This window comes from Vibrio sp. 03-59-1, from assembly GCF_013114135.1.
Classification (GTDB): Bacteria; Pseudomonadota; Gammaproteobacteria; order Enterobacterales; family Vibrionaceae; genus Vibrio; species Vibrio cortegadensis.
Map to the genome: position 1 here is coordinate 216,080 of NZ_VTYA01000004.1, position 22,982 is coordinate 239,061.

General features: G+C 42.6%; 19 protein-coding genes. 7 read left to right on the forward strand and 12 right to left on the reverse strand.

What is annotated here, in order from left to right; all coding sequences use genetic code 11:
- Window positions 1-7 precede the first annotated feature (7 nt).
- The 3 genes from F0249_RS05775 (at window position 8) to F0249_RS05785 (ending at window position 3,352) form a co-directional block, all read left to right on the forward strand.
- Window positions 8-1,222 (forward strand): pyridoxal phosphate-dependent aminotransferase, encoded by a 1,215-nt coding sequence (locus F0249_RS05775; protein WP_113795891.1) that lies wholly within the window; start codon window positions 8-10, stop codon window positions 1,220-1,222.
- A gap of 157 nt (window positions 1,223-1,379) precedes the next feature.
- Window positions 1,380-1,994 carry a 5'-deoxynucleotidase gene (gene yfbR, locus F0249_RS05780; protein WP_171756115.1) on the forward strand — a complete coding sequence of 205 codons (615 nt, stop codon included), beginning with the start codon at window positions 1,380-1,382 and terminating at the stop codon, window positions 1,992-1,994.
- A gap of 38 nt (window positions 1,995-2,032) precedes the next feature.
- Window positions 2,033-3,352 carry an anti-phage deoxyguanosine triphosphatase gene (locus F0249_RS05785; protein WP_171756116.1) on the forward strand — a complete coding sequence of 440 codons (1,320 nt, stop codon included), beginning with the start codon at window positions 2,033-2,035 and terminating at the stop codon, window positions 3,350-3,352.
- Between the two features lie 29 nt (window positions 3,353-3,381).
- On the opposite strand, the gene F0249_RS05790 is transcribed toward F0249_RS05785, so the two are convergent.
- On the reverse strand, window positions 3,382-4,020 hold the full coding sequence (locus F0249_RS05790) for a tRNA-uridine aminocarboxypropyltransferase (RefSeq protein WP_113795888.1): 639 nt from the start codon (window positions 4,018-4,020) through the stop codon (window positions 3,382-3,384).
- A 9-nt stretch (window positions 4,021-4,029) separates the two neighbouring features.
- Between F0249_RS05790 and rrtA the strand changes: the two genes are divergently transcribed.
- On the forward strand, window positions 4,030-4,593 hold the full coding sequence (gene rrtA / locus F0249_RS05795; RefSeq protein ID WP_171756117.1) for a rhombosortase: 564 nt from the start codon (window positions 4,030-4,032) through the stop codon (window positions 4,591-4,593).
- Between the two features lie 99 nt (window positions 4,594-4,692).
- On the opposite strand, the gene F0249_RS05800 is transcribed toward rrtA, so the two are convergent.
- The 7 genes from F0249_RS05800 to tig form a co-directional block, all read right to left on the reverse strand.
- Complete coding sequence (locus F0249_RS05800) at window positions 4,693-4,992, reverse strand: ComEA family DNA-binding protein (RefSeq protein ID WP_017051276.1); 300 nt, start codon at window positions 4,990-4,992, stop codon at window positions 4,693-4,695.
- 134 nt (window positions 4,993-5,126) lie between these two features.
- A complete protein-coding gene (ppiD, locus tag F0249_RS05805) occupies window positions 5,127-6,980 on the reverse strand; it encodes a peptidylprolyl isomerase (protein ID WP_113795887.1) in 1,854 nt (617 codons plus the stop codon).
- Window positions 6,981-7,161: 181 nt separating this feature from the next.
- On the reverse strand, window positions 7,162-7,434 hold the full coding sequence (locus F0249_RS05810) for an HU family DNA-binding protein (RefSeq protein WP_017051274.1): 273 nt from the start codon (window positions 7,432-7,434) through the stop codon (window positions 7,162-7,164).
- Between the two features lie 194 nt (window positions 7,435-7,628).
- Window positions 7,629-9,980, reverse strand: coding sequence for an endopeptidase La (lon, locus tag F0249_RS05815; RefSeq protein ID WP_017051273.1), 2,352 nt, complete (start codon window positions 9,978-9,980; stop codon window positions 7,629-7,631).
- Window positions 9,981-10,098: 118 nt separating this feature from the next.
- Window positions 10,099-11,379 carry an ATP-dependent protease ATP-binding subunit ClpX gene (gene clpX / locus F0249_RS05820; RefSeq protein WP_113795885.1) on the reverse strand — a complete coding sequence of 427 codons (1,281 nt, stop codon included), beginning with the start codon at window positions 11,377-11,379 and terminating at the stop codon, window positions 10,099-10,101.
- Between the two features lie 83 nt (window positions 11,380-11,462).
- Window positions 11,463-12,089, reverse strand: a complete 627-nt coding sequence (gene clpP, locus F0249_RS05825) for an ATP-dependent Clp endopeptidase proteolytic subunit ClpP (RefSeq protein ID WP_171756118.1) — start codon at window positions 12,087-12,089, stop codon at window positions 11,463-11,465.
- Between the two features lie 104 nt (window positions 12,090-12,193).
- Complete coding sequence (gene tig, locus F0249_RS05830; protein ID WP_017051270.1) at window positions 12,194-13,492, reverse strand: trigger factor; 1,299 nt, start codon at window positions 13,490-13,492, stop codon at window positions 12,194-12,196.
- A gap of 527 nt (window positions 13,493-14,019) precedes the next feature.
- On the opposite strand from tig, the gene F0249_RS05835 reads away from it, so the two are divergent.
- Both F0249_RS05835 and F0249_RS05840 read left to right on the forward strand, forming a co-directional pair.
- Window positions 14,020-15,822: an ATP-binding protein gene (locus F0249_RS05835; RefSeq protein ID WP_171756119.1), complete on the forward strand. Its 1,803-nt coding sequence runs from the start codon at window positions 14,020-14,022 to the stop codon at window positions 15,820-15,822.
- Window positions 15,823-15,832: 10 nt separating this feature from the next.
- Window positions 15,833-17,176, forward strand: coding sequence for a sigma-54 dependent transcriptional regulator (locus F0249_RS05840; protein ID WP_171756120.1), 1,344 nt, complete (start codon window positions 15,833-15,835; stop codon window positions 17,174-17,176).
- A gap of 372 nt (window positions 17,177-17,548) precedes the next feature.
- On the opposite strand, the gene F0249_RS05845 is transcribed toward F0249_RS05840, so the two are convergent.
- From F0249_RS05845 to F0249_RS05855, 3 genes are all read right to left on the reverse strand, one after another.
- Window positions 17,549-18,910: a TRAP transporter large permease gene (locus F0249_RS05845; RefSeq protein ID WP_113795882.1), complete on the reverse strand. Its 1,362-nt coding sequence runs from the start codon at window positions 18,908-18,910 to the stop codon at window positions 17,549-17,551.
- A gap of 3 nt (window positions 18,911-18,913) precedes the next feature.
- Window positions 18,914-19,600, reverse strand: coding sequence for a TRAP transporter small permease (locus tag F0249_RS05850; protein ID WP_113795881.1), 687 nt, complete (start codon window positions 19,598-19,600; stop codon window positions 18,914-18,916).
- A gap of 80 nt (window positions 19,601-19,680) precedes the next feature.
- Window positions 19,681-20,679: a TRAP transporter substrate-binding protein gene (locus F0249_RS05855; RefSeq protein WP_113795880.1), complete on the reverse strand. Its 999-nt coding sequence runs from the start codon at window positions 20,677-20,679 to the stop codon at window positions 19,681-19,683.
- A 369-nt stretch (window positions 20,680-21,048) separates the two neighbouring features.
- Between F0249_RS05855 and F0249_RS05860 the strand changes: the two genes are divergently transcribed.
- Window positions 21,049-21,456, forward strand: a complete 408-nt coding sequence (locus F0249_RS05860; RefSeq protein WP_171756170.1) for a thioesterase family protein — start codon at window positions 21,049-21,051, stop codon at window positions 21,454-21,456.
- Here F0249_RS05860 and F0249_RS05865 read toward each other — a convergent pair.
- The gene (locus F0249_RS05865) at window positions 21,434-22,342 is read right to left on the reverse strand and encodes a 4'-phosphopantetheinyl transferase superfamily protein (protein WP_171756121.1); all 909 of its coding nucleotides are present in this window, start codon (window positions 22,340-22,342) and stop codon (window positions 21,434-21,436) included. The genes F0249_RS05860 and F0249_RS05865 overlap by 23 nt on opposite strands.
- Window positions 22,343-22,982 lie beyond the last annotated feature (640 nt).

Below are 22,982 nucleotides of genomic sequence, written 5' to 3' on the forward strand. Positions count from 1 at the left end.
TTTGGCAATGCAAAATATCGGGATGTCGTCAAAACTCAACAGTGTCTGCTACGATATTAGAGGACCTGTGCTCAAACATGCTAAGCGCATGGAGGAAGAGGGGCATAAAATACTGAAGCTCAATATTGGTAATCCAGCCCCATTCGGTTTTGACGCCCCAGATGAGATTCTTGTGGATGTGATCCGTAACTTACCCACGTCTCAAGGCTATTGTGATTCCAAAGGCATTTATTCCGCGAGAAAAGCGGTGGTTCAGCACTACCAGCGTCGCGGACTACTCAATCTTGATGTTGAAGATGTTTATATCGGAAACGGTGCATCTGAACTGATTGTGATGGCAATGCAAGCCTTACTGAATAATGGCGATGAAATGCTGGTTCCAGCACCGGATTACCCACTATGGACGGCATCAGTTGCTTTGTCTGGGGGCTCCGCGGTTCATTACCTGTGTGATGAAGAGTCAGATTGGTACCCTGATCTGGATGATATTAAGAGAAAAATAACGCCAAAAACTCGCGGTATTGTTCTTATTAACCCAAACAATCCGACAGGTGCGGTTTACAGCCGCGATTTCCTATTAGAGATCGTAGAAATTGCTCGTAAGCATAAGCTCATTATTTTTGCTGATGAAATTTACGACAAAGTACTTTATGACGGTGCAACCCACACCTCTATCTCAACACTAGCCGATGACGTATTAATGGTGACCTTTAACGGGCTATCTAAAGCTTATCGTGTATGTGGCTTCCGTGGTGGGTGGATGTTTATCACAGGACCTAAGCAATTTGCTAAAGGCTACATTGATGGCCTAGAGATGCTTGCCTCCATGCGTCTGTGTGCCAATGTGCCTATGCAACATGCTATTCAGACAGCGTTGGGGGGTTATCAAAGTATCAACGAATTAATTCTTCCTGGAGGGCGATTACTCGAACAGCGAGATCGTGCTTGGGAACTGATCAACCAAGTCCCAGGGGTGTCCTGTGTCAAACCGAAAGGTGCGATGTACTTATTCCCTAAGATCGACACCAAGATGTACAACATCAAGGACGATCAAAAAATGGTTCTCGACTTTCTTAAACAGGAAAAAGTGTTACTCGTACAAGGCACTGGGTTTAACTGGCCAAAACCGGACCATTTCCGCATTGTGACACTACCACGAGTGGAAGACTTAGAACTCGCCATTGGTCGATTTGAGCGTTTCTTATCGGGTTATAGCCAGTAAACCTTTCTTTCGTAAACCTTTATCTCTACTCTTAATAGGTGCTGTACATTACAGCGCCTATTTTTTTATGATGTAAAATCAACAAGCCACTATTAAACCAATAAGCATTATGAAACCAATAAGCACTAAGAGATAAACAATAAAGGATTAGATAGTTATGGAAGAGACCGTTATAGAAGGAAAAACGCCTCAAAAGAGCCATTTCTTTGCTCATTTAGCCCGCATGAAGCTGATTCAGCGTTGGCCACTGATGCGATCAATATCCAAAGAAAATATATCTGAGCATAGCTTACAAGTCGCTTTCGTTGCTCATGCTCTTGCAGTAATAAAAAATAAGAAATTTGACGGCACATTAAACCCAGAAAGAATAGCCATTTTAGGCATGTACCACGATACCAGCGAGGTCCTTACTGGCGATCTTCCGACTCCAGTCAAATACTACAACCCCGAAATTGCCAAAGAGTATAAAAAAATCGAAGCAGCGGCAGAGCATAAACTTCTTTCTATGCTACCTGACGAATTTAAAGAGGACTTTGCACCGTTTCTTGTCTCACATTCAGCTCATTCTGAAGACGCTGCCATTGTGAAGCAAGCGGACTCTATCTGTGCTTACTTAAAATGCTTGGAAGAACTCAGCGCCGGAAACCATGAATATGCACTCGCCAAACGCCGCTTAGAAGAGACTTTGCAACAGCGACATACGCCTGAAATGGAGTACTTTCTGCAAACCTTCGCACCAAGCTTTGAATTAACACTAGACGAAATCAACTAACACACTGTAACGTAAGGGGATAACAGAGGAGTCACAGCATGGATATTGACTTAAACCCTCAGTGGTTAGAAAGAGATAATGACGAACATAAAATTAGACGTGATGATCATCGAAGCCCATTTCAACGAGATCGCGCTAGGATCTTACACTCTGCGGCTTTTAGACGCCTACAAGCTAAAACCCAGGTTCATGGTACGTCGGTTAATGATTTCCACCGAACGCGGCTCACTCACTCCTTAGAAGCTGCACAGCTAGGATCTGGCATTGTGGCTCAGATCAAAAAGAAACAGCCTGAGTATCGCTGCCTGTTACCTTCTGATAGCTTAATTGAGTCCATTTGCCTTGCCCATGACATTGGTCACCCACCGTATGGACATGGAGGAGAAGTCGCGCTCAACTATATGATGCGTGATCATGGCGGCTTTGAAGGCAATGCCCAAACTTTTCGAATAGTAAGCCGTTTAGAACCATACACAGAGCATCACGGTATGAACCTATCTCGACGTACTCTATTGGGTTTAATTAAGTACCCAGCATTATTGAGCCAAACTCGTTCGCAAGTTCAGCCCAAACCTGTTGAGCATCAACGTCGACTAAAAGCGAAAGATTGGTCTCCGGCAAAAGGTATTTACGACCAAGATAAACCGATTCTTGATTGGGTATTCTCTCCTCTTAGCACCCAAGATAAAGCGCTATTCTCCACAATGCGTGAAAGTGATGTTTCAGAGTTTGAGCACCAGAAAACCCAGTATAAATCCATTGATTGTTCGATTATGGAGCTTGCCGATGACATCGCTTATGGGATCCACGATCTTGAAGATGCCATCGTGCTAGGTTTAGTGACTCGCCAACAATGGCAAGAGTCTGCAGCAAGTCAATTAGCAGAATGTGGTGATAAGTGGTTTGAATCCAACCTAGAGTCGATCAATGAGATGCTTTTTTCTGGAAAACATCATTTAAGAAAAGATGCCATAGGCGGAATGGTCAACGCCCTGCTGACCAGTATTAGCATTCAAAAGGTTCCTGCACCCTTCGAATCAGAACTACTTGCGTACAATGCATACTTAGAGAAACCGATGGCCGACGCCCTAGAAGTCTTAAAAGGCTTTGTTAGCCAGTTTGTTATCCAAATACCTCAAGTCCAAATTGTTGAGTACAAAGGTCAACAGATCATAATGGATATGTTTGAAGCTTTTAGCGCCGATCCAGAAAGATTACTACCCGAATCAACACAACAATTGTGGCGAGATGCCAGCCAGAAGCATGGCGATGGAATGAGAGTTATCGCTGACTATATTTCTGCGATGACCGATGGTTTTGCCCAGCAGTTACACCAACAATTGTTCTCATCCCATTAAAAGTGGGCTCAAAACCCAATCATTGCCCTCTAATCACTGAGTTTTGATAGATAGTTTTTTTCAAACACTCCAGGGGGCATTTGCTTAATTTGAAACTCAATCATGTTATCAAATGCTTCAAGCAACGGTGAAAAATCATTTTCAGGCTCTAGCAAAGACAAAATATGATAGCCCGCCTCTACCGTTGAAAGACTATTACTTGAAGGGGCTTTCCGAATTCGATAATTCCCCTGCAGATCCGTTGGCAGGTGGATGCAAGTTAAGTCGCGCAAATTGTTCGATACTTGCCACATTTTAAATGCTTTCTTCCATGTTCCATCCAACAGAATCACACGTAGTCTCTTTTCATCTCCAAACCTTCTGTCAGGATCTTGTACCTGCTTGAACGCCTGAATATCTGTCGATTTTTCGCTTGGGTAAAGAATGACATGCTCGACCTCACTTTCACTGAGCAAACCATTGAGTTCTACATTATCAGAAAAGTCTTCACCTACGATTAGTCGACTGTTCGGCAATGAAAGAGATAGAATTCTCGCCGTTCCCATCGGTCTATTTTCTTCTGTCGAATGCTGAAGAATGATAAGCTCAACCGAAGTCGAAAGGGTTTTAATCCAGTCACATATGCATGCTTTGAGTGATTTTCGACATTTACTGCAATATCTATACATGGAGTAACAGTGTACCTATTTTTAGTAATAATGAGCGGCGTTTGCCTTGCTTTTCAGATACCAGAATTACAATCGTGGGCAACATGGGATGCATCCGCCATTGTTTCTGGCCAGTGGTGGCGGATCCTAACAGGAAACCTCACTCATACCAATGCCATGCACCTTATCATGAACATTGCAGGGCTATGGGTTATTACTCACTTATTTAAACCGACGGCTAAGCATGTTGCTTTTGTGCTGTTTTGTTGCAGTGCAGTGGTTGGTATCGCTTTATTGGCAACAGAGATGCAACGCTATGTTGGGTTGTCAGGTGTCCTGCATGGACTATTTGGATATTTCGCACTCAGAGAAGCTTTAGAGGGAAGGAAAAGCAGCTGGCTACTCGTGGGTGGATTAGTAGCTAAAGTCGCTTGGGAGCAATCATACGGAGCGTCAATAAGCACGAGTGCAATGATCAACGCCCGAGTGGCCATTGAGGCACACCTAGTAGGGGCTCTCGGAGGAACTTTGTTAGCTTTGCTCACCCTATCAGTCCAAAAAATCACCGCATCAGATAACGAGTCTCATGAGTAAATCTTTTCATGATATTTCATGAGACCCTTTAAGCGGTTAGAGACATAGCCAAAGTAACAGTACCTTGCGCTCTATTTATGTAGCTCTATTTACGTAGCTTTATAACTGTATTCTTTCACTGTTTTTTTCTAATGTTGACCTTCCAATACCTTTCACATTCGTCAACTCTTCAGCCGATTGAAACTCACCATTGGCTTTTCTATAGTCCACAATATCTTGTGCTCTCTTCTTACCAACACCTTTTAGTAAGGTGGCAAGCTCCTCTGCAGAAGCGGTATTAATATTCACCGTAATTTCAATGCCATCATGCTTAGTGAGCGTACTCTCTTCAGCCGCAAAAGCAGAAATGGGTAATGATATCGCCAGAATCAGAGTCAATAGGTATTTACGTAAAAGCATATTCAATTCCTTTTAAATAGATTGGAATGAAATAATAGCGATGATGCAGAAATGAAGGTTGGGGAAGCCAGAAAAATAAAACGGGCCGCAAATGTGACCCGTTTTCATATTCATATCTATTACATGTTAATTGCCTACTGGCTCACAACATAATACTCAATGCTGGTATTTTTACGTAATACACTTAGCACGGCATTCAGATCTTGCTGAGTGTTGCTACGCTCAAGTTGAGCACCAATCTGTTCGCTGTATGCAGGGTTAATATTTGCTGCAACGTTAGACAGTTCAACAACAATGATATTGCCTTCAGCATCTTTAGATTGACCAAATGTCACTTTATCAGCTTCTGGCTTAGCGAAAGTAAATACTGACGTTGCCAATGGAGAGCTACGGTCGATAGTCTCAACATCACCAAACTCTAGGCCATTGTCAGCTAAAATCGCAGTATTGCCCGCTTCTAGTTCTGACACCAACGTCGAACCAAGTTCGATAGCTTGCTGTTCACCTTTATTTTTTGAAAGCTGAGTAACCACTTGTGCTTTCACGTCTTCTAAAGGCAGCACTTTCTCATCGCGAGTATCTTCTACACGAACAACGATAATATGCTCAGGAGCAACTTCAATCGCTTCTGAATTCAAACCATCTTCTTTCACTTCAGGGCTAAGAATCGCGTCAATAACCGCAGGTGCTTTCAGTAGTTCTGGCGCATCAACTTGAGAGATGAAGTCAGTGGTTTTGATCTCTTGGCTGATAGCTTGAGCAGCATCATCTAATGAGTCAGGGTATTCAAACGCCACTCTCTCTAATTCAGATTGCAGCTCGTAGAACTGATCAACGGCTTTCTGATCAACCAGTTCAGTCTTGATTTCACCAACAACATCAGTAAACGGTTGAGCTTCAGACGCTTTCACTTCATCTAATTTGATGATGTGGAAACCGAAATCAGATTTCACCACGGCGCTAATGTCACCCGCTTTTTGCAAACCAAATGCTGCAGCTTCAAATGCAGGGTCCATTACGTCACGTTCAACCCAACCAAGATCACCACCCGCTTCTGCACTGCCGAAATCTTCTGATTTTTCTTCAGCGAGTGTCGCAAAATCAGCACCATTGTTAAGTTCAGCTAAAATAGCGTCTGCAGCGTCTTCGCTTTGAGTCAGAATGTGGCTCACTTTACGCTGTTCTGCTGTTGAGTACTTATCCATATGATCTTGGTAGTACTGTTGTGCATCCGCATCAGAAACGGTTACTTGCGATTTTAGTTGCTCAGCAGATAGCTCAACATAAGCGACTTTTACCTGCTCTGGGCGAGTAAAGCGTGCGGCATTATCTTGGTAAAACTGTTGAATCTCTTCGTCCGTCAATTCTGCGTTTTTCGCAAATTCATTGAGTGACAAAGTTACCGTGCGAATATCACGAGTTTGAGTAATTAGCTTGCTCTGAGCATCAATCTCACTTGGCAGCGTAAACTCACTACTTTCTAGTGCCGTAAGAAGCTGAGTACGCATTACGTCACGACGCATGTACTCCGCAAAGCTTTCAGCGCTAAAACCAGCACGACGAAGTGCGGACTGGTAAATATCTTGGTCGAATTTGCCATCATTTTGGAATTGAGGCATTTCTAAAATCATAGTACGAATTTGAGCATCGCTTACTCGCAAGCCTAATGCGTCTGCATGTTGCTCTAAAAGCAATTCATTCACCATACGATCTAATACAGACCTACGGAATGATTCGACATAAGCAGGATCACCTAAAAGCTGTGCAAAGTAATCACCCATTTGAGATTGCATGCGGTTGCGTTCATTTTGGTATGCTTGTTCAAACTCACCACGACCAATCTCTGTATTGCCAACTTTCGCTGCTGCGTTATTACCACCACCAGTGATGTAGCTACCTACACCAGCAAAAACAAATGAAAGGATGATTAATCCAAGGATAATTTTTATCGCGATGCTATTCACGCCTTCGCGTAATCGATCCATCATAATTTAACTGCTCTCCGGAAATGAAGTAAGGACTTCAAAATCAATATTATGTATTGCGCGATAATATCAGAAAAAGAAATGCGCATCAGTAGGATGCGCATAAATTAAAAAAGTTCGACTTAATATTTGAGAATTTGTGCCTATCTCAGTATCAAGTGCTTGTCTGCTCGAATAATCGAATCTAGTTACAAGCGTCTTTTAGTGCTTTACCTGCTTTAAATGCTGGAACTTTTGCTTCAGCAATTTGAATCTCTTCGCCAGTTTTTGGGTTACGGCCAGTACGAGCTGCACGAGTACGTACGCTAAAAGTACCAAAACCAACAAGTGCCACTTGGTCACCGGATTGAAGTGTATCGCCAACAGCGCTGATAAATGCGTCTAATGCGCGACCAGCTGATGCTTTTGAAATATCTGCGTTTTCTGCAATTGATTCTACTAATTGTGCTTTATTCACTGTGATTCCCCTTTGTGTCACCTATGATTATTTTTTTAAGGTGGCTTCGTTCCGTTTTAGATTTAAATTTAGCCTAAAGCCTTACTGTAACTGGGCTGCACGCTTTAGTGGATTAACTTAGCGTCCAAAAAAAACGCTGACAAGTTTTTTTGAACTTATCAGCGTAATCTTTTACTTATTTATGCTGTACATCACTATTTTTCAGCAGCAAACTCAACACCAGTAGGGTCTCGCTCTAATGCCACTTTAAGCACTTCATCAATCCATTGCACTGGAATGACTTTTAAATCAGCAATAACATTGTCTGGAATCTCTTCCAAATCACGCTCATTATCTTTCGGGATAAGGACCGTTTTAATACCACCACGGTGCGCAGCAAGTAACTTCTCTTTCAGTCCACCGATAGGAAGCACCTCACCACGAAGCGTAATTTCACCGGTCATTGCGACTTCTGCTTTCACGGGGTTGCCCGTTAAGCTAGACACAAGCGCTGTACACATCGCGGTACCAGCACTTGGGCCATCTTTAGGTGTTGCACCTTCAGGAACATGAACGTGGATGTCACGCTTCTCGTAGAAGTCGGTATTGATCCCAAGCTTCTCTGCACGTGCGCGTACCACTGTCATTGCCGCTTGAATTGACTCTTGCATCACATCGCCAAGAGAACCCGTTTGAGTCAGTTTGCCCTTACCAACCATTGATTCTGTTTCAATAGTTAATAGATCACCGCCAACTTCCGTCCACGCAAGACCCGTGACTTGGCCGACACGGTTACTGTCATCAGCTTTACCGAAATCACAACGTTGTACACCAAGATACTCTTTCAAGTTATCCATAGAGACAGTCACACTCTTCAGGTCTTTATCTAGAAGAATGTTCTTCACTGCTTTACGGCAAATCTTGGAAATTTCACGCTCAAGGCTACGTACACCGGCTTCACGTGTGTAGTAACGGATTATGCCGATAATGGCAGAGTCTTCGATCGTGATCTCTTTAGGTTTCAAACCATTACGTTCAACTTGCTTCTCAACAAGATGTCGCTTCGCAATGTTTAGTTTCTCATCTTCGGTATAGCCCGAAAGACGAATCACTTCCATACGGTCCAGAAGAGGGCCTGGAATATTCATTGAGTTCGATGTTGCAACAAACATGACATCAGACAGATCGTAATCGACTTCTAGGTAATGATCGTTGAAAGCATTGTTTTGCTCAGGATCTAACACCTCTAAAAGTGCAGATGACGGGTCTCCACGCATATCAGAAGACATCTTATCGATCTCATCCAGAAGGAATAGTGGGTTTTTCACGCCAACTTTCGACATTTTCTGGATTAACTTACCCGGCATTGAGCCAATGTAAGTACGGCGGTGGCCACGGATTTCAGCTTCGTCACGAACACCACCCAGTGCCATACGTGTGTACTTACGTCCTGTTGCAGAAGCAATTGAGCGACCTAATGACGTTTTACCTACACCAGGAGGACCAACCAAGCACAGAATTGGGCCTTTAAGCTTGTTGATTCGGTTTTGAACCGCCAAATACTCAAGGATTCTTTCTTTCACTCGATCTAAACCGAAATGGTCTTCATTAAGAATTTCTTCGGCTTTCGCAAGATTCTTCTTAACTTTTGAACGCTTCGTCCAAGGAACACCAATCATCCAATCAATGTAGCTACGCACAACGGTGGCTTCAGCAGACATTGGCGACATCATTTTCAGTTTTTGAAGCTCTTGTTCGGTCTTATCACGCGCTTCTTGTGGCATTTTAGACTCTTCGATTTTCTGTTTTAAAACTTCGAATTCATCAACGCCATCTTCCGTTTCGCCAAGCTCTTTCTGAATCGCTTTCATTTGCTCATTCAGATAGTACTCGCGCTGTGATTTTTCCATCTGCTTCTTAACACGACCTCGAATACGCTTCTCAACCTGTAGCAGGTCAATTTCCGATTCCATTTGTCCCATTAAGAATTCAAGACGCTCTGTCACATCTTGAATCTCTAATACATGCTGCTTATCCACTAACTTAAGAGGCATATGTGCAGCAATGGTGTCAGCCAAACGCGCTGCTTCATCAATACCGTTAAGGGAAGTCAGTACTTCTGGTGGTATTTTCTTATTCAGCTTAATAAAGCCTTCGAACTGATTAATCGCACTGCGAACAATCACTTCTTGCTCTTTATCATCAAGTTCAGTCGTCGTTAGATACTCAGCATCCGCTAAGAAAAATTCATTTTCTTTAAACTGATGAATTTTCGCGCGCTGTTGCCCTTCGACAAGTACTTTAACGGTACCGTCTGGTAATTTTAAGAGCTGTAGAATGGTCGCGACCGTACCAACAGTGAATAGATCATCAATGGCAGGTTCATCGGTGTCGGCTTCTTTTTGAGCGACAAGTAATACTTGCTTGTTTGCGTCCATTGCTGATTCAAGACAGCTAATTGATTTTTGACGGCCAACAAACAATGGAATAACCATATGAGGGTAAACCACTACATCACGTAGAGGTAGTACGGGGATCTCGATACGCTCGGAACGTTCCAAGTTCATATTTTTCTCTCTTCCGCTTAGTCTTATGAGCAGTATATGGGGGCTAATTGGTTGGATTCAATGAAAGAATAAAAAAAAGGAGGTAATTGCTTACCTCCTTCGTATATTTGCTTATCGCTTACTCTGCGCCAGCGGCTTGATTGTCTGAATTGCTATAAATTAATAAAGGATCAGATTCACCTTTAATTACAGATTCATCAATCACTACTTTGCTTACATCTGTTGAAGACGGAAGCTCGTACATAGTATCTAGCAATACACCTTCTAGAATAGAACGAAGTCCACGAGCACCTGTTTTACGCTCCATCGCTTTCTTAGCAATAGCACGTAGGGCATCTTCACGGAACTCTAATTCGGTCTCTTCGATTTCAAATAATGCAGCATACTGCTTAGTTAGCGCATTTTTTGGTTCACAAAGAATTTGAATCAGTGCTTCTTCATCCAACTCAGTTAGCGTTGTGGTAACAGGAAGACGACCAATGAACTCTGGAATCAATCCATATTTCACTAGGTCTTCAGGTTCAACTTGGCTAAATAGCTCGCCAACCGTCTTCGTTTCGTCTTTAGAGCGAACTTCTGCTCCGAAACCAATACTTGAACCTTTTTCTACACGTTGCTCAATCACTTTATCTAAGCCGGAGAATGCACCGCCACAGATAAATAAGATCTTAGATGTATCTACTTGTAGAAACTCTTGTTGCGGGTGCTTACGACCACCTTGTGGCGGAACAGAAGCAATTGTACCTTCAACCAGTTTCAATAGCGCTTGCTGTACACCTTCACCAGATACATCACGTGTAATTGATGGGTTTTCAGCTTTACGTGAAATCTTGTCGATTTCATCGATGTAGACGATACCACGCTCAGCTTTTGCCACGTCGTAGTCACATTTTTGTAGCAGTTTTTGAATGATGTTTTCTACATCTTCACCTACATAACCAGCTTCGGTTAATGTAGTTGCATCTGCCATTGTAAATGGTACGTCTAAAAAACGAGCCAGTGTTTCTGCTAGTAATGTTTTACCACTACCAGTAGGACCGATAAGCAAGATGTTACTCTTACCTAGCTCAACACCTTCACTCGTTGTATCACCATTACGTAAACGCTTGTAGTGGTTATATACCGCAACAGCTAGCACTTTTTTCGCGTAATCTTGGCCAATTACATAGTCATCAAGGTGCTCACGAATATCACGTGGCGTAGGAAGTGCCTCAGATTCTTTCTTAGGCAAAACATCCTTGATTTCTTCACGAATAATGTCGTTACATAGATCGACACATTCGTCACAAATGTAAACTGAAGGACCGGCGATTAGCTTGCGAACTTCGTGCTGGCTTTTGCCACAGAAAGAGCAGTAAAGCAATTTACCGCTTCCACTCTCTTTGCTTTTGTCTGTCATTCGCTAACCTCTTAGCCTTTACTCTTATGCTTTGAGTGTATATCAATTTTAATCAATTTGCGTTAAACAATTACCCTTGGTAACTATTCACCACGATGATTAAGAACTGCATCCACCAAACCGTATTCTACTGCCTGATCTGCAGCCATGAAATTGTCACGATCGGTATCACGCTCTACCACTTCTAATGGTTGCCCCGTATGCTCAGCTAATAAATTATTTAGCCTTTGCTTAATAGTAAGGATCTCTTGAGCATGAATTTGGATATCTGAAGCTTGGCCTTGGAAGCCGCCTAGTGGTTGGTGAATCATTACGCGAGAGTTAGGTAATACATAACGTTTACCCGGCGCACCACCAGCCAACAGGAAAGCACCCATTGAACAAGCTTGGCCCATACATACTGTGCTCACATTTGGCTTAATAAACTGCATAGTGTCGTAAATAGACATACCCGCAGTAACGCTGCCACCTGGAGAGTTGATGTATAGGAAAATATCTTTATCTGGATTTTCAGATTCTAAGAAAAGCAGTTGAGCCACGACAAGGTTTGCCATGTGGTCTTCCACTTGACCTGTTAAGAAAATAACTCGTTCTTTTAATAGACGAGAATAAATATCGTAAGAACGCTCACCACGGGAAGTCTGTTCAACCACCATAGGTACGAGTGCGTTCATGATCGGCGACATTGCATTGTTTTCTTGGTAGCTCATATTCTTATGTCCCTAAAATAAATGGCCCGGATGATATAATCACACGGACCATTGTTAGCAGAATAGTTTACGTTAAGTCAACCATCTACGAAATATATTGCTTATTAAGCTGGTTGCTGATTCATTAGCTCGTTGAAGCTAACTTCTTTATCAGAAACTTGAGCTTTAGCAATGATCGCATCAATTGCTTGCTCTTCTAGAGCTACGTTGCGCATGTTTTGCATCATTTGCTCGTTTTGCTCGTAGTAAGCGATAACTTCTGTTGGATCTTCGTATGCTGTCGCCATCTCTTCGATAAGTGCTTTCACTTTCTCGTCGTCAGCTTTTAGCTCTTCAGACTTGATTACTTCACCAAGAAGAAGACCAACAACTACGCGACGTTTAGCTTGCTCTTCGAATAGCTCACGTGGAAGTTGTGCAGCAGCTTCAGGGTTACCACCGAAACGTTGTGCAGCTTGCTCACGTAGAGTACCGATTTCTTGATCGATTAGAGCAGAAGGAACGTCAATGTCGTTCTCTTTAACTAGACCGTCAAGCGCTTGCTCTTTGATGCGGTTTTTAACAGCTTGCTTAAGCTCACGTTCCATGTTCTTACGAACTTCAGCTTTAAGACCGTCGATGCCTTCAGCTGCGCCAAACTTAGAAACGAATTCATCGTTTAGCTCTGGAAGTTCACGCGCTTCAACTTTGTTTAGTTTGATAGCGAACTTAGCTGCTTTACCTTTTAGGTTCTCAGCATGGTAATCTTCTGGGAAGTTTACTTCGATTTCGAATTCGTCACCTGCTTTCTTACCAGCGATGCCATCTTCAAAACCAGGAATCATTCGGCCAGCACCCATCTCTAGAGGGAAGTTTTCAGCTTTGCCGCCTTCAAACTCTTCACCGTCGATAGAACCAACGAAATCGATAGTTGCGCGAGAGTTCTCTGTTGCAGCTTCTTCTACTTCAGCCCAAGTTGCTTGTTGCTTACGTAGAGTTTCGATCATCTCAGCAACGTCTTCTTCTTTAACTTCTACTGCTGGTTTTTCAACAGTGATGTTAGCAAGACCAGCAAGTTCGATTTCTGGGTAAACTTCGAAAGTTGCGTTGAAAACGATGTCTTTGCCTTCTTCAGTCTCTACTGGTGCGAATGTTGGTGCGCCAGCTGGATTGATTTTCTCTTTAACGATCGCTTCGATGAAGTGACGTTGCATTACTTCGCCCATTTTGTCTTGACGAACAGCTTTGCCGTACATCTTAGCAACCATCTTCATTGGCACTTTGCCTTTACGGAAACCATCGAAACGACGGTTTTTCGCGATGTTGCGTAGTTCAGCTGTTACTGCATCTTCGATGTTAGCAGCTGGAACAGTAATGTTAAGACGGCGCTCTAGGCCTTCTAGTTTTTCAACAGTAACTTGCATTATATAAACCTCAAAACTGGCTCAGTAATCTGAGCGTATGAGCCGTAACTGAGGCAGTTGCCTTTCGTTGTTAGCATCATGTTTGTGTAGTGCTCTATCCGAACACCTAATTTAAAATTGAGCATCGATACCTAACGGGTGAAACCAAGGTTAAATATCGGACTAATCAGCGATATCTTTATTCAACTCAAAAATGAGTGATAAAAGGTATCTCCTATTAGCCTCAGGACAGAAATTTAGACGCGACATTCTAGCGATCTGAATCAGACCTGTCGAGTCGTTCACCTATGCATGGTGCTTAATGTCCTAAATTCTCGTGCTAAGTGATAAAAAAAGCATCAACTTATCATTAGACACATCAGAAATGGGGACAATAGCGACTTTTTCAAGGGAATGAAGGGCTTTTTTTATTAAAAAGCTCAAAAAGAGATCTTGCTCTTGTTTTGCAGCACATAGTTGATAATTTTTTCGCCACCGAGACATTCAAAGCCGTACCCTATTTATAGGAGCTGTACATGGAGAAAAGGATGTCCAAACTCAAACGTATCTCGCTGATTTTTGTCTTACTTTATCTATTTTGTGCTCTATTAGGCGGCCAATGGGTATGGAAACACAGCTACAATCTGTTGGTATTAGAACACCAAGCGCAGCTCGATCGCTTTGCCAGTCATATCACCAGTAAACTGGATAAATACGCCCATATTCCTGAATTACTCTCTCAGGATCAGGAGCTCGTTGATGCGCTTATTCAGCCCCAAAACAGCGCTCAAATTGAGTTAACCAACCGATATTTAGAACATGTGAATGATGTCGTTCTAGCATCTGATACTTACCTCATTGATCAATATGGCACCACGATTTCTGCCAGTAATTGGGATAAAGAGCGCTCATTTGTCGGACGAAATTTCGCTTTTCGCCCTTATTTCAAGCAAGCAATTGTCGGCTCAGAAAGTCAATATTTCGCACTCGGTTCAACATCTGGTTTACGTGGTTACTATTACTCTTACCCAGTTACTTATGCGGCCGAAATTATAGGGGTTGTGGTGGTAAAAATGGATCTGTCCGCCATTGAAGATAACTGGAAAAGTAAACAAAACTATTTTGTCGCCAGTGATAAAAATCACGTGATCTTTATGTCGAGTAATCCAGATTGGCTATTTCACAGCTTATCGCCTCTGGCTGACACCAAAAAGAACGAGATTCTAGCGTCCCGACAATATTTGGATACCAATATCTCCAGTTTGAATTTTTCTGGCGATCTTTATCTTACTTCTACCGAGCTAACCCAACCCCATCAAGTTGGATTTCAGGGAGACTTTATTACTTCATCTCGTTCACTGCCCGGTGAGCACCTTACGATTCGCGTCATGTCTCCAAAAGTTTTAGTGCTTTGGGATACCTTGGGTTTTGTCTCTATATTGACTTTGATCTTCGCCGTATTTTTTCTGATTTATCAATTGATCGCCCACCGTCAACAGAGGCAGCGTCAAATTGATCAAGTGCATATTGAGGCGAACCAAAAGCTCGAGTTTCAAGTCATGGAGAGAACCGCTGAACTGCATGCTGAAATTCACCGACGAGCGAAAACGGAAGAAGCCTTAATACAGACTCAAGACGAACTGGTTCAAGCCGCGAAACTCGCGGTTCTGGGACAAATGTCTGCAAGTATCAGCCATGAACTGAACAACCCCCTTGCGGCCATTCGTAGCTACGCAGAAAACGGCAAACTGTTTTTAATGAAAGATAAACCAGATAAAACCATTGAAAACCTTACTCGTATTTCGTCACTAACAGAGCGAATGGCGAAAATAAGCCAGCAGCTCAAGTCATTTGCGAGACGAAGTTCAGCCAACGAATTGATCGATGTTCAACTTAACCCGGTAATACTCTCCGCCAAAGAGCTGCTCAAACCACAACTGAAATCAAGCCGAGTCAATTTTGATTGCCAGCTATTAGAACGAGATGAATCTGTCGTCATCAATCCAATCCAGTTAGAACAGGTGCTCATTAATCTGCTGACGAATGGTATTCAAGCTTTAGACAACATTGAACCCAAACAGCTATCACTCTCGATTGAACCCTCTGATGAGCATATCAATATTCACATCGAGGATAATGGTTCCGGCATTGATAGCGATAAAATGAACAACTTATTTGAACCTTTCTACACCACGAAGAAAAATGGTTTAGGTCTAGGTTTGTCTATCTCCCAACAGATTATGCAAAGTATGAATGGTAATTTATTTGTCAGTCGATCACCGCTGGGTGGTGCCCGATTTACAGTTCAATTACTGAACACCTCCCCTTCCCAACTCAAAAATAATAATTAAAGGAAGAAATATGTGTCACGTATTTTTTATAGATGATGAACCCGATTTAAGACACGCCATTGAGCAAAGTTTTGAACTTGCAGATATCGAAGCGCGATTTTTCCCTGATGCGGAAGAGGCACTGCTTGCAGCTGATAAAGATGGCCTCCCTCATGTGGTTGTAACGGATATTTGTCTTCCTGGGATTTCAGGGCAAGACTTGCTCAACTCGATCAAATACAAAGATCCAGAGCTACCCGTTATTTTGATCACAGGCCATGGTGACATTTCAATGGCTGTTCAAGCGATGCATGATGGCGCTTACGACTTCATTGAAAAACCATTCGCACCTGAACATTTAATTGATACGGTAAAACGTGCGATTGAAAAACGTCAACTCACCATAGAAAACCAACAGCTCAAACGAACCTTGAAAGCCAGTCAGGCGCTAGGCCCACGTATCATCGGCAACACTGAAAGCATTCAAGTTTTGCGCGATACCATTACCCACATTGCTGATACCAGTGCCGATATTCTGTTATTCGGTGAAACAGGAACGGGTAAAGAACTAATCGCGCGTTCGCTGCATGAACAGAGCAGCCGAAGGGAGCAAAATTTCGTGGCGGTTAACTGCGGGGCTGTACCTGAAAACCTGATAGAGAGCGAACTTTATGGTCATGAAAAAGGCGCTTTTACAGGCGCCGATAGTAAGCGAATAGGAAAATTTGAATACGCACAAGGTGGAACACTCTTCCTTGATGAAATTGAATCCATGCCAATGCAAGCTCAAATTAAACTACTTCGAGTACTGCAAGAGAGGGTCATTGAGCGTGTGGGCTCAAACAATCTTGTCCCTTTAGATATCAGAGTGGTTGCCGCGACTAAAGTCGATTTAAAACAAGCATCGGCTGAAGGTTCATTTCGGCAAGATCTCTATTATCGACTCAATGTCGTCACCCTAGACTTGCCCCCTTTAAGACAGAGAAAAGAGGATATCCCGGCACTTTTTCACCACTTTTTGTTGGTCGCTGCTTCCCGATATGGAAAGACGGCGACCGCACTACCTCAATCCGATCTCCAAGCACTGCTTAGCCATGACTGGCCGGGGAATGTGAGAGAATTACGTAATGCCGCCGAGCGTTTCGTACTGCTTGGAAAACTCGCTCAACTTGGAGAACAATCCTGCTCCTCACTCGCGCAACAAAGTCTGATTGACCAAGTATCAGAGTTTGAAAAATCAGCCATAGAACAAGCTCTGATTGAGTGTGGAGGCAGTATTAAAGATACGATGTCACGGCTTAATCTTGCTCGAAAAACCTTATATGACAAAATGCAGCGCTACAATTTGGATAAAGATCGCTATAAGAATGACTAATTTTCTATAAACATAAAGATGAATATTATTTTCACATTATATTCATCTTTCTCCCGCTAGTATTAACTCATCAAAGCGAAATCGGTTATTACTTTTGAGTCTTACACGTTATTTATCCACTGCCTTAAATAGTATTTTGACTACAATAACCCCGCGAAGACACCCCATGAATATTGTCCTTATTAGTGCTTTATTCTTACTGTCCTAGATACTCTTAGCCCCACCAATTTGGCGGGGCATTTTTTTATTTGCTATCCAAGCTATCAAATTTAAGTGGACTTATTTACTCGTAACTTTTGTCCTACTCAGTGATTAGTTACCTAACTGCTTAGCCACTTAGTTACTTATTTACTTAGCTACTTAGCTACTTAGCTACTTCGTGATGATTTCAGGCCCCATTAATGTTGTTGGTAGCCATGTTGAAACCCAAGGAACGTAAGTCACGATCATGAGGAATAGGAACATAACACCAACCCACGGAAGTGCCGCTTTCACTACATTCATCATCGACATCTTCGCCACCCCGGCAGTCACAAAGAGGTTGAGTCCAACAGGTGGGGTTATCATCCCAATTTCCATATTAACCACCATCATAATACCAAGATGAATCGGGTCGATACCCAGTTCAATCGCAATTGGGAAGACTAACGGCGCGACAATGATCAACAGACCCGATGGCTCCATGAATTGACCACCAATCAGCAATAACACGTTCACCACAATCAAGAATGCAATTGGACCTAGACCCGCAGAGAGCATTGATTCCGTGATCATCTGAGGAATTCGTTCTTCCGTCAGTACATGTTTTAAAATCAGTGCATTAGCGATAATAAACAGCAGCATTATCGTCAATTTACCCGCTTCATAAAGCGTATCTTTGGTGTCTTTATGGACAAAGGTTTGGACAATTTTCACTAAGGCTGGCTTGGTGTTTTTCTTATCAGCAAACGGTCCCATGTCTTTATAGATGAAGTTTGCGATAAAGAACGCATACACCGCCGCAACTGCCGCCGCTTCTGTTGGCGTGAAAATACCTCCGTAGATACCACCAAGAATAATAACAATTAACAGCAGTCCCCAACTCGCATCTTTAGCCGCAGCGAAGGTTTCTCCCCACCCGACGAAGGGTTGAGCCGGAATGTTCTTAATTCGTGCGGCAATGTAAATGGCGATCATCAACATGACACCCGCGAGCAACCCTGGGATCACGCCACCAAGGAACATACGACCAACCGACACATCCGTCGCAGCTGCATAAACAACCATCACGATAGAAGGTGGAATCAAGATCCCTAATGTACCCGCATTACAGATAACCCCTGCCGCGAACTCTTTTGAATAACCGTTCTTCACCATTCCGGCAATCACGATACTACCGATTGCGACAACCGTCGCTGGTGATGACCCTGATAAGGCTGCAAACATCATACATGCGACAACAGAAGCCATTGCAAGACCACCGCGGAACCAACCGACCATTGCAATAGCAAAACGAATAATACGCTTTGCTACCCCACCAGTAGACATAAAACTAGAGGCCAGAATAAAGAATGGAATCGCTAATAGTGTGTAGTGGCCAGCAAATGCATTAAATAGGGTTTGAGCGACCGACGCTAAAGAGGCATCTGAGTGCATCAATAGGAAGATCATGCTCGATAGACCTAGCGATATAGCAATTGGCACACCGACTAGCATGAACGCAATTACCATCAAAAATAGAAATAACATTGCCATGGTCTACTTCTCCTTACCGTTCGACTTTAGAGGTGAGGTCGCATCTTCATCGCTTCCTTCCAAGACTTGCGCTTTCAATGCTTCTAAGCCCTCTTCCGCTTCATGACCTGCGATCATTCGATCTAATTTGCCAGTGAAAACTTGGAAAGCAATTTGCGTGAATCTAAACGTAAGCAGAGCCATACCAATAGGCAGTGCCATATAAGGAATAAATCGCGGCAATTTTTCGTAACGTTCGCCTTCATTTAACCAGTCCGACATAAATTGCAGCATCTCTGGCATTGGGATGTCATCGGTTTCATACCAAGCGCGTTCTGTTGCAAACGGATACCAATAATTCCAAGAACCGATTAGCAGCAAAACAGAGAAGGCCAAACAACTCGTTACTGCAATCACTGCATAGGCCTTTCGTAATTTTTCAGGGGCCATGTTGATAACCACGTCCACCCCAATATGAAAGTGCTTCTTAACACCATAAGATGCGCCGACCAAAACCATCCACGCAAACATAAATACGGTTAGCTCCAACGCCCATAGAATATTGCCGTTGAAAACATAGCGAAAAACTACGTTGGCAAAAGTTAGTAAGGTCATTGCACCTAAAAAGAATGCAATCAGAGTTTCCTCAATTGCATCGGTAAATTTTCCGACTTTAGAAAAAAGAGACTGTTCCATTTGAGACTGCTCCATTAGATACGTCACTCTTGTTATTGTTATGAACGACACAATTATTCAGAGCGGCACAAACTCAGTGCCGCTCTAGGTTTTTACTATTTTTTATTAGACGCAAGAGCAGCATCGATCAAATCTGAACCGATGTCTTTCTCAAACTTTTTCCACACTGGTTGCAACTTATCAACCCATGCTTGACGCTGATCAGCAGTAAGAGTACGTACCACGCCACCCGCTTCAATCACGTTATTTTTGTTTGCAAGGTTCACCTTCGATGATTCCGCATTACGAGTTGCCGTCACCTCTTTAACGATCGTGTCTAGCTGGCTACGAACATCATCAGGTAACTTTTTCCAGAAATCATTTGATGTAACGACTAGGTAATCCAAGATACCGTGATTGGTTTCTGTCACCCCATCTTGTACTTCAAAGAATTTCTTACCGTAGATGTTTGACCAAGTATTTTCTTGACCATCGATAACCTTAGTTTGCAGGCCGCCGTAGACTTCTTTAAATGACATCTTCTGAGGGTTAGCTCCTAGCTGTTCAAACTGAGCAACCAGAACATCGGATGCTTGAACACGGAACTTCAACCCTTTTGCATCTTCAGGGGTAATCAATGGCTTATTTGCCGACATCTGCTTCATACCGTTATGCCAGAATGCAAGACCTTTTAGGCCACGACGTTTCATCGCATTCTTCAGAGTGTCGCCCGCTTCAGAGTTTTGGAAACGGTCAACGGCATCGACATCTTCAAATAGGAATGGAAGGTCAAAAATACGGTATTTCTTAGTGAATTTTTCAAATTTTGACAGCGACGGAGCTGCCATTTGAACATCACCATTGAGAAGGGCTTCCAGTACCTTGTTATCATCATAAAGAGTCGAGTTTGGAAAAACCTGCATACAAGCTTTACCATTCATCTCCGTGTTTACACGCTCTTCAAGCAATGATGCCGCAATGCCTTTCGGGTGCTTATCAGTATTGGTTACGTGACTGAATTTAATCACGATCTCGCCTGGGTCACAGTTAGCAGCAGCATTAAAACTAGTAGCAGCAAGTACCGATAAAGACAGTAGAGTAAGAGGCTTAAACATTATTATTCTCCTTGATTGATCAAAACAGCCCCATCTATGGGTACTGTGTAATCCTTACAAGGCAATTTACGCGCCAACTTTATACAAACCATTAACAACCCTTTAACCACAAAGGATCGGATAGATAGCAATTCATGCCAGCCATCAACATGGGTAATTCCATGGGTGGGAAATGACCCATTAAAATTTATGGTATGGGGGAGATCTCGCCTATTGACATAAAATGGAGGTCTGACCAAGGCAGCCACGCTCTTAGAATATTGAAGTAATTTAGAAATTTAAGGTAAAGTGCCGCTAACCATATTGATTGTCATCGCTTCGGCGAGATATTACGTATCAACGACTGACTTACTTGAAGAGATCGTCGAGATGAGCAAAATTTACCACCACCCCGTACAAATTTATTACGAAGACACCGATCACTCAGGTGTTGTGTATCACCCTAATTTTCTGAAATATTTTGAGCGTGCTCGGGAGCATGTATTAGGGAGTGACATACTGGCGCAACTATGGAATGAACAAGGATTAGGTTTCGCCGTCTACAAAGCCAATATGACCTTTCAAGACGGGGTTGAGTTTGCTGAAATTTGCGATATTCGAACCTCTTTTGAATTAGATGGCAAATATAAGACATTATGGCGACAAGAAGTGTGGCGTAAAGAGGCAACAAAACCCGCAGTGATTGGGGAGATTGAAATGGTCTGTTTAGATACAGGAAAACGACTTCAACCAGTACCAGATGTCGTTTTAAACGCTATGTTGGGTCCTTCGATTTAAATGCCTCCAATTGTGAAAATAAGTCGGAAGTTTGAAACTCAATCATGTTGAGTTTTATTCCGGCTATACCCTCTGCACCTAGCGTCACGGCAAATCGATATTGGTCATCTACTCGGCCAAGCAAACTTTTCCAGTAAAGGTTATTGCATTGTTTATCTCGTGTAGACGTTTTTTTCGCGCCCTCACGATCGGGATCTTCGAAGAGATGAAGTTCAAGCCCTTGAAATAGGCGTAACTGACGACTCTGCCCAACTCTCTCTTTGCTCGAATTCGTCACGGTTCTCATTGCCTCAGTCCGCTCAGTGACCTTAGAAAAATCAAAAGAAAAACCTTTCAATGATGTCGCGAGCCCTGTGCCAGTAGCTTTAATGTAGGACTCTTTTAATGCCCATAAATCAAAAAATCTCGTAGGTTGCTGAGATTCATCCAAAGCCATTAATTGATCTATTTCTAAGTGCGAAAAATAGTGAGTCATGATCGATTGGATATTGGTGTTGTCTCGTGAATGTTCAATATCGACTCCCAACGCTATGGGATCCAAAACCGAATTATTCAAACAAACGGCCACCAACAAATAATCACGGCTATGGCTGATGTTGAATTCAATTCCAGTTTTGGAAAATTGGTCAGCACTTAAACGAGGCTTCCCTTTGTCGCCATATTCAAAACGCCACCAGTTGGGATGACGGTTGGCATAACGGGACAAAATCGCACGCAAAAAGCAGCGCACATACAGACCTCTAAGACGATCTCGTTCCATTTTATAGCGGCTCACTTTTGCTATCTCATCGTCGGTTAACCATGCTTTAAGCTCTGCCGTTAATGCTTCGCTCTCATCAAGTTCTTCTATTAGGCACAACCACAAATCAACCACAGAATTAGACATAAAACCTTACTTTCCCCAAACTATAAAACGACCAATATTTGCACAATGCTATTTTTAGCCGCTAGCCTACAAAAACTTATCGCTAAGCCAATAGCATAAGAGACCCACACTAAAAACAGCGATTCAAAGAAGTTACAGTAATTGTATATCAGAAACAAACAACTCCTTAAGAACTAAACACTGCTACAAACTATCTATCAAAAATGATAGCTAGATCTCACAAAGCTACAATTTAGAGCAAAAACACTAAAAACATACAACAAGACATTAATTTTCAATAACTTATAAATATTAAATCTTATATTTACAAAAATTAGAGTAATTCATCTGGTCTGAACAGAACATAGTGGGCTTTGGGAGCATTGTATCGACAACTCACCTCGGGTAGCCTGCTCAACCATTGGTCAAATCATCTAATTTACATTGCGATATCTCCCCCTGTATTTCGCAATAAAATAGACAGGACGTTAATGGACATGACTCCCAATCCTAGAAACCTAACTCGCTTGTGATGCTTTCACCTTCTCGCGAGCATTACTGCTCAATAAACCCAATTTCAAACTGGTTGCTTAACTTCAACAACCTGACTTTTCGGCTGCGTTTGCTCAAGTCTGTTTCAGATTTATTTTCTATCCAATTC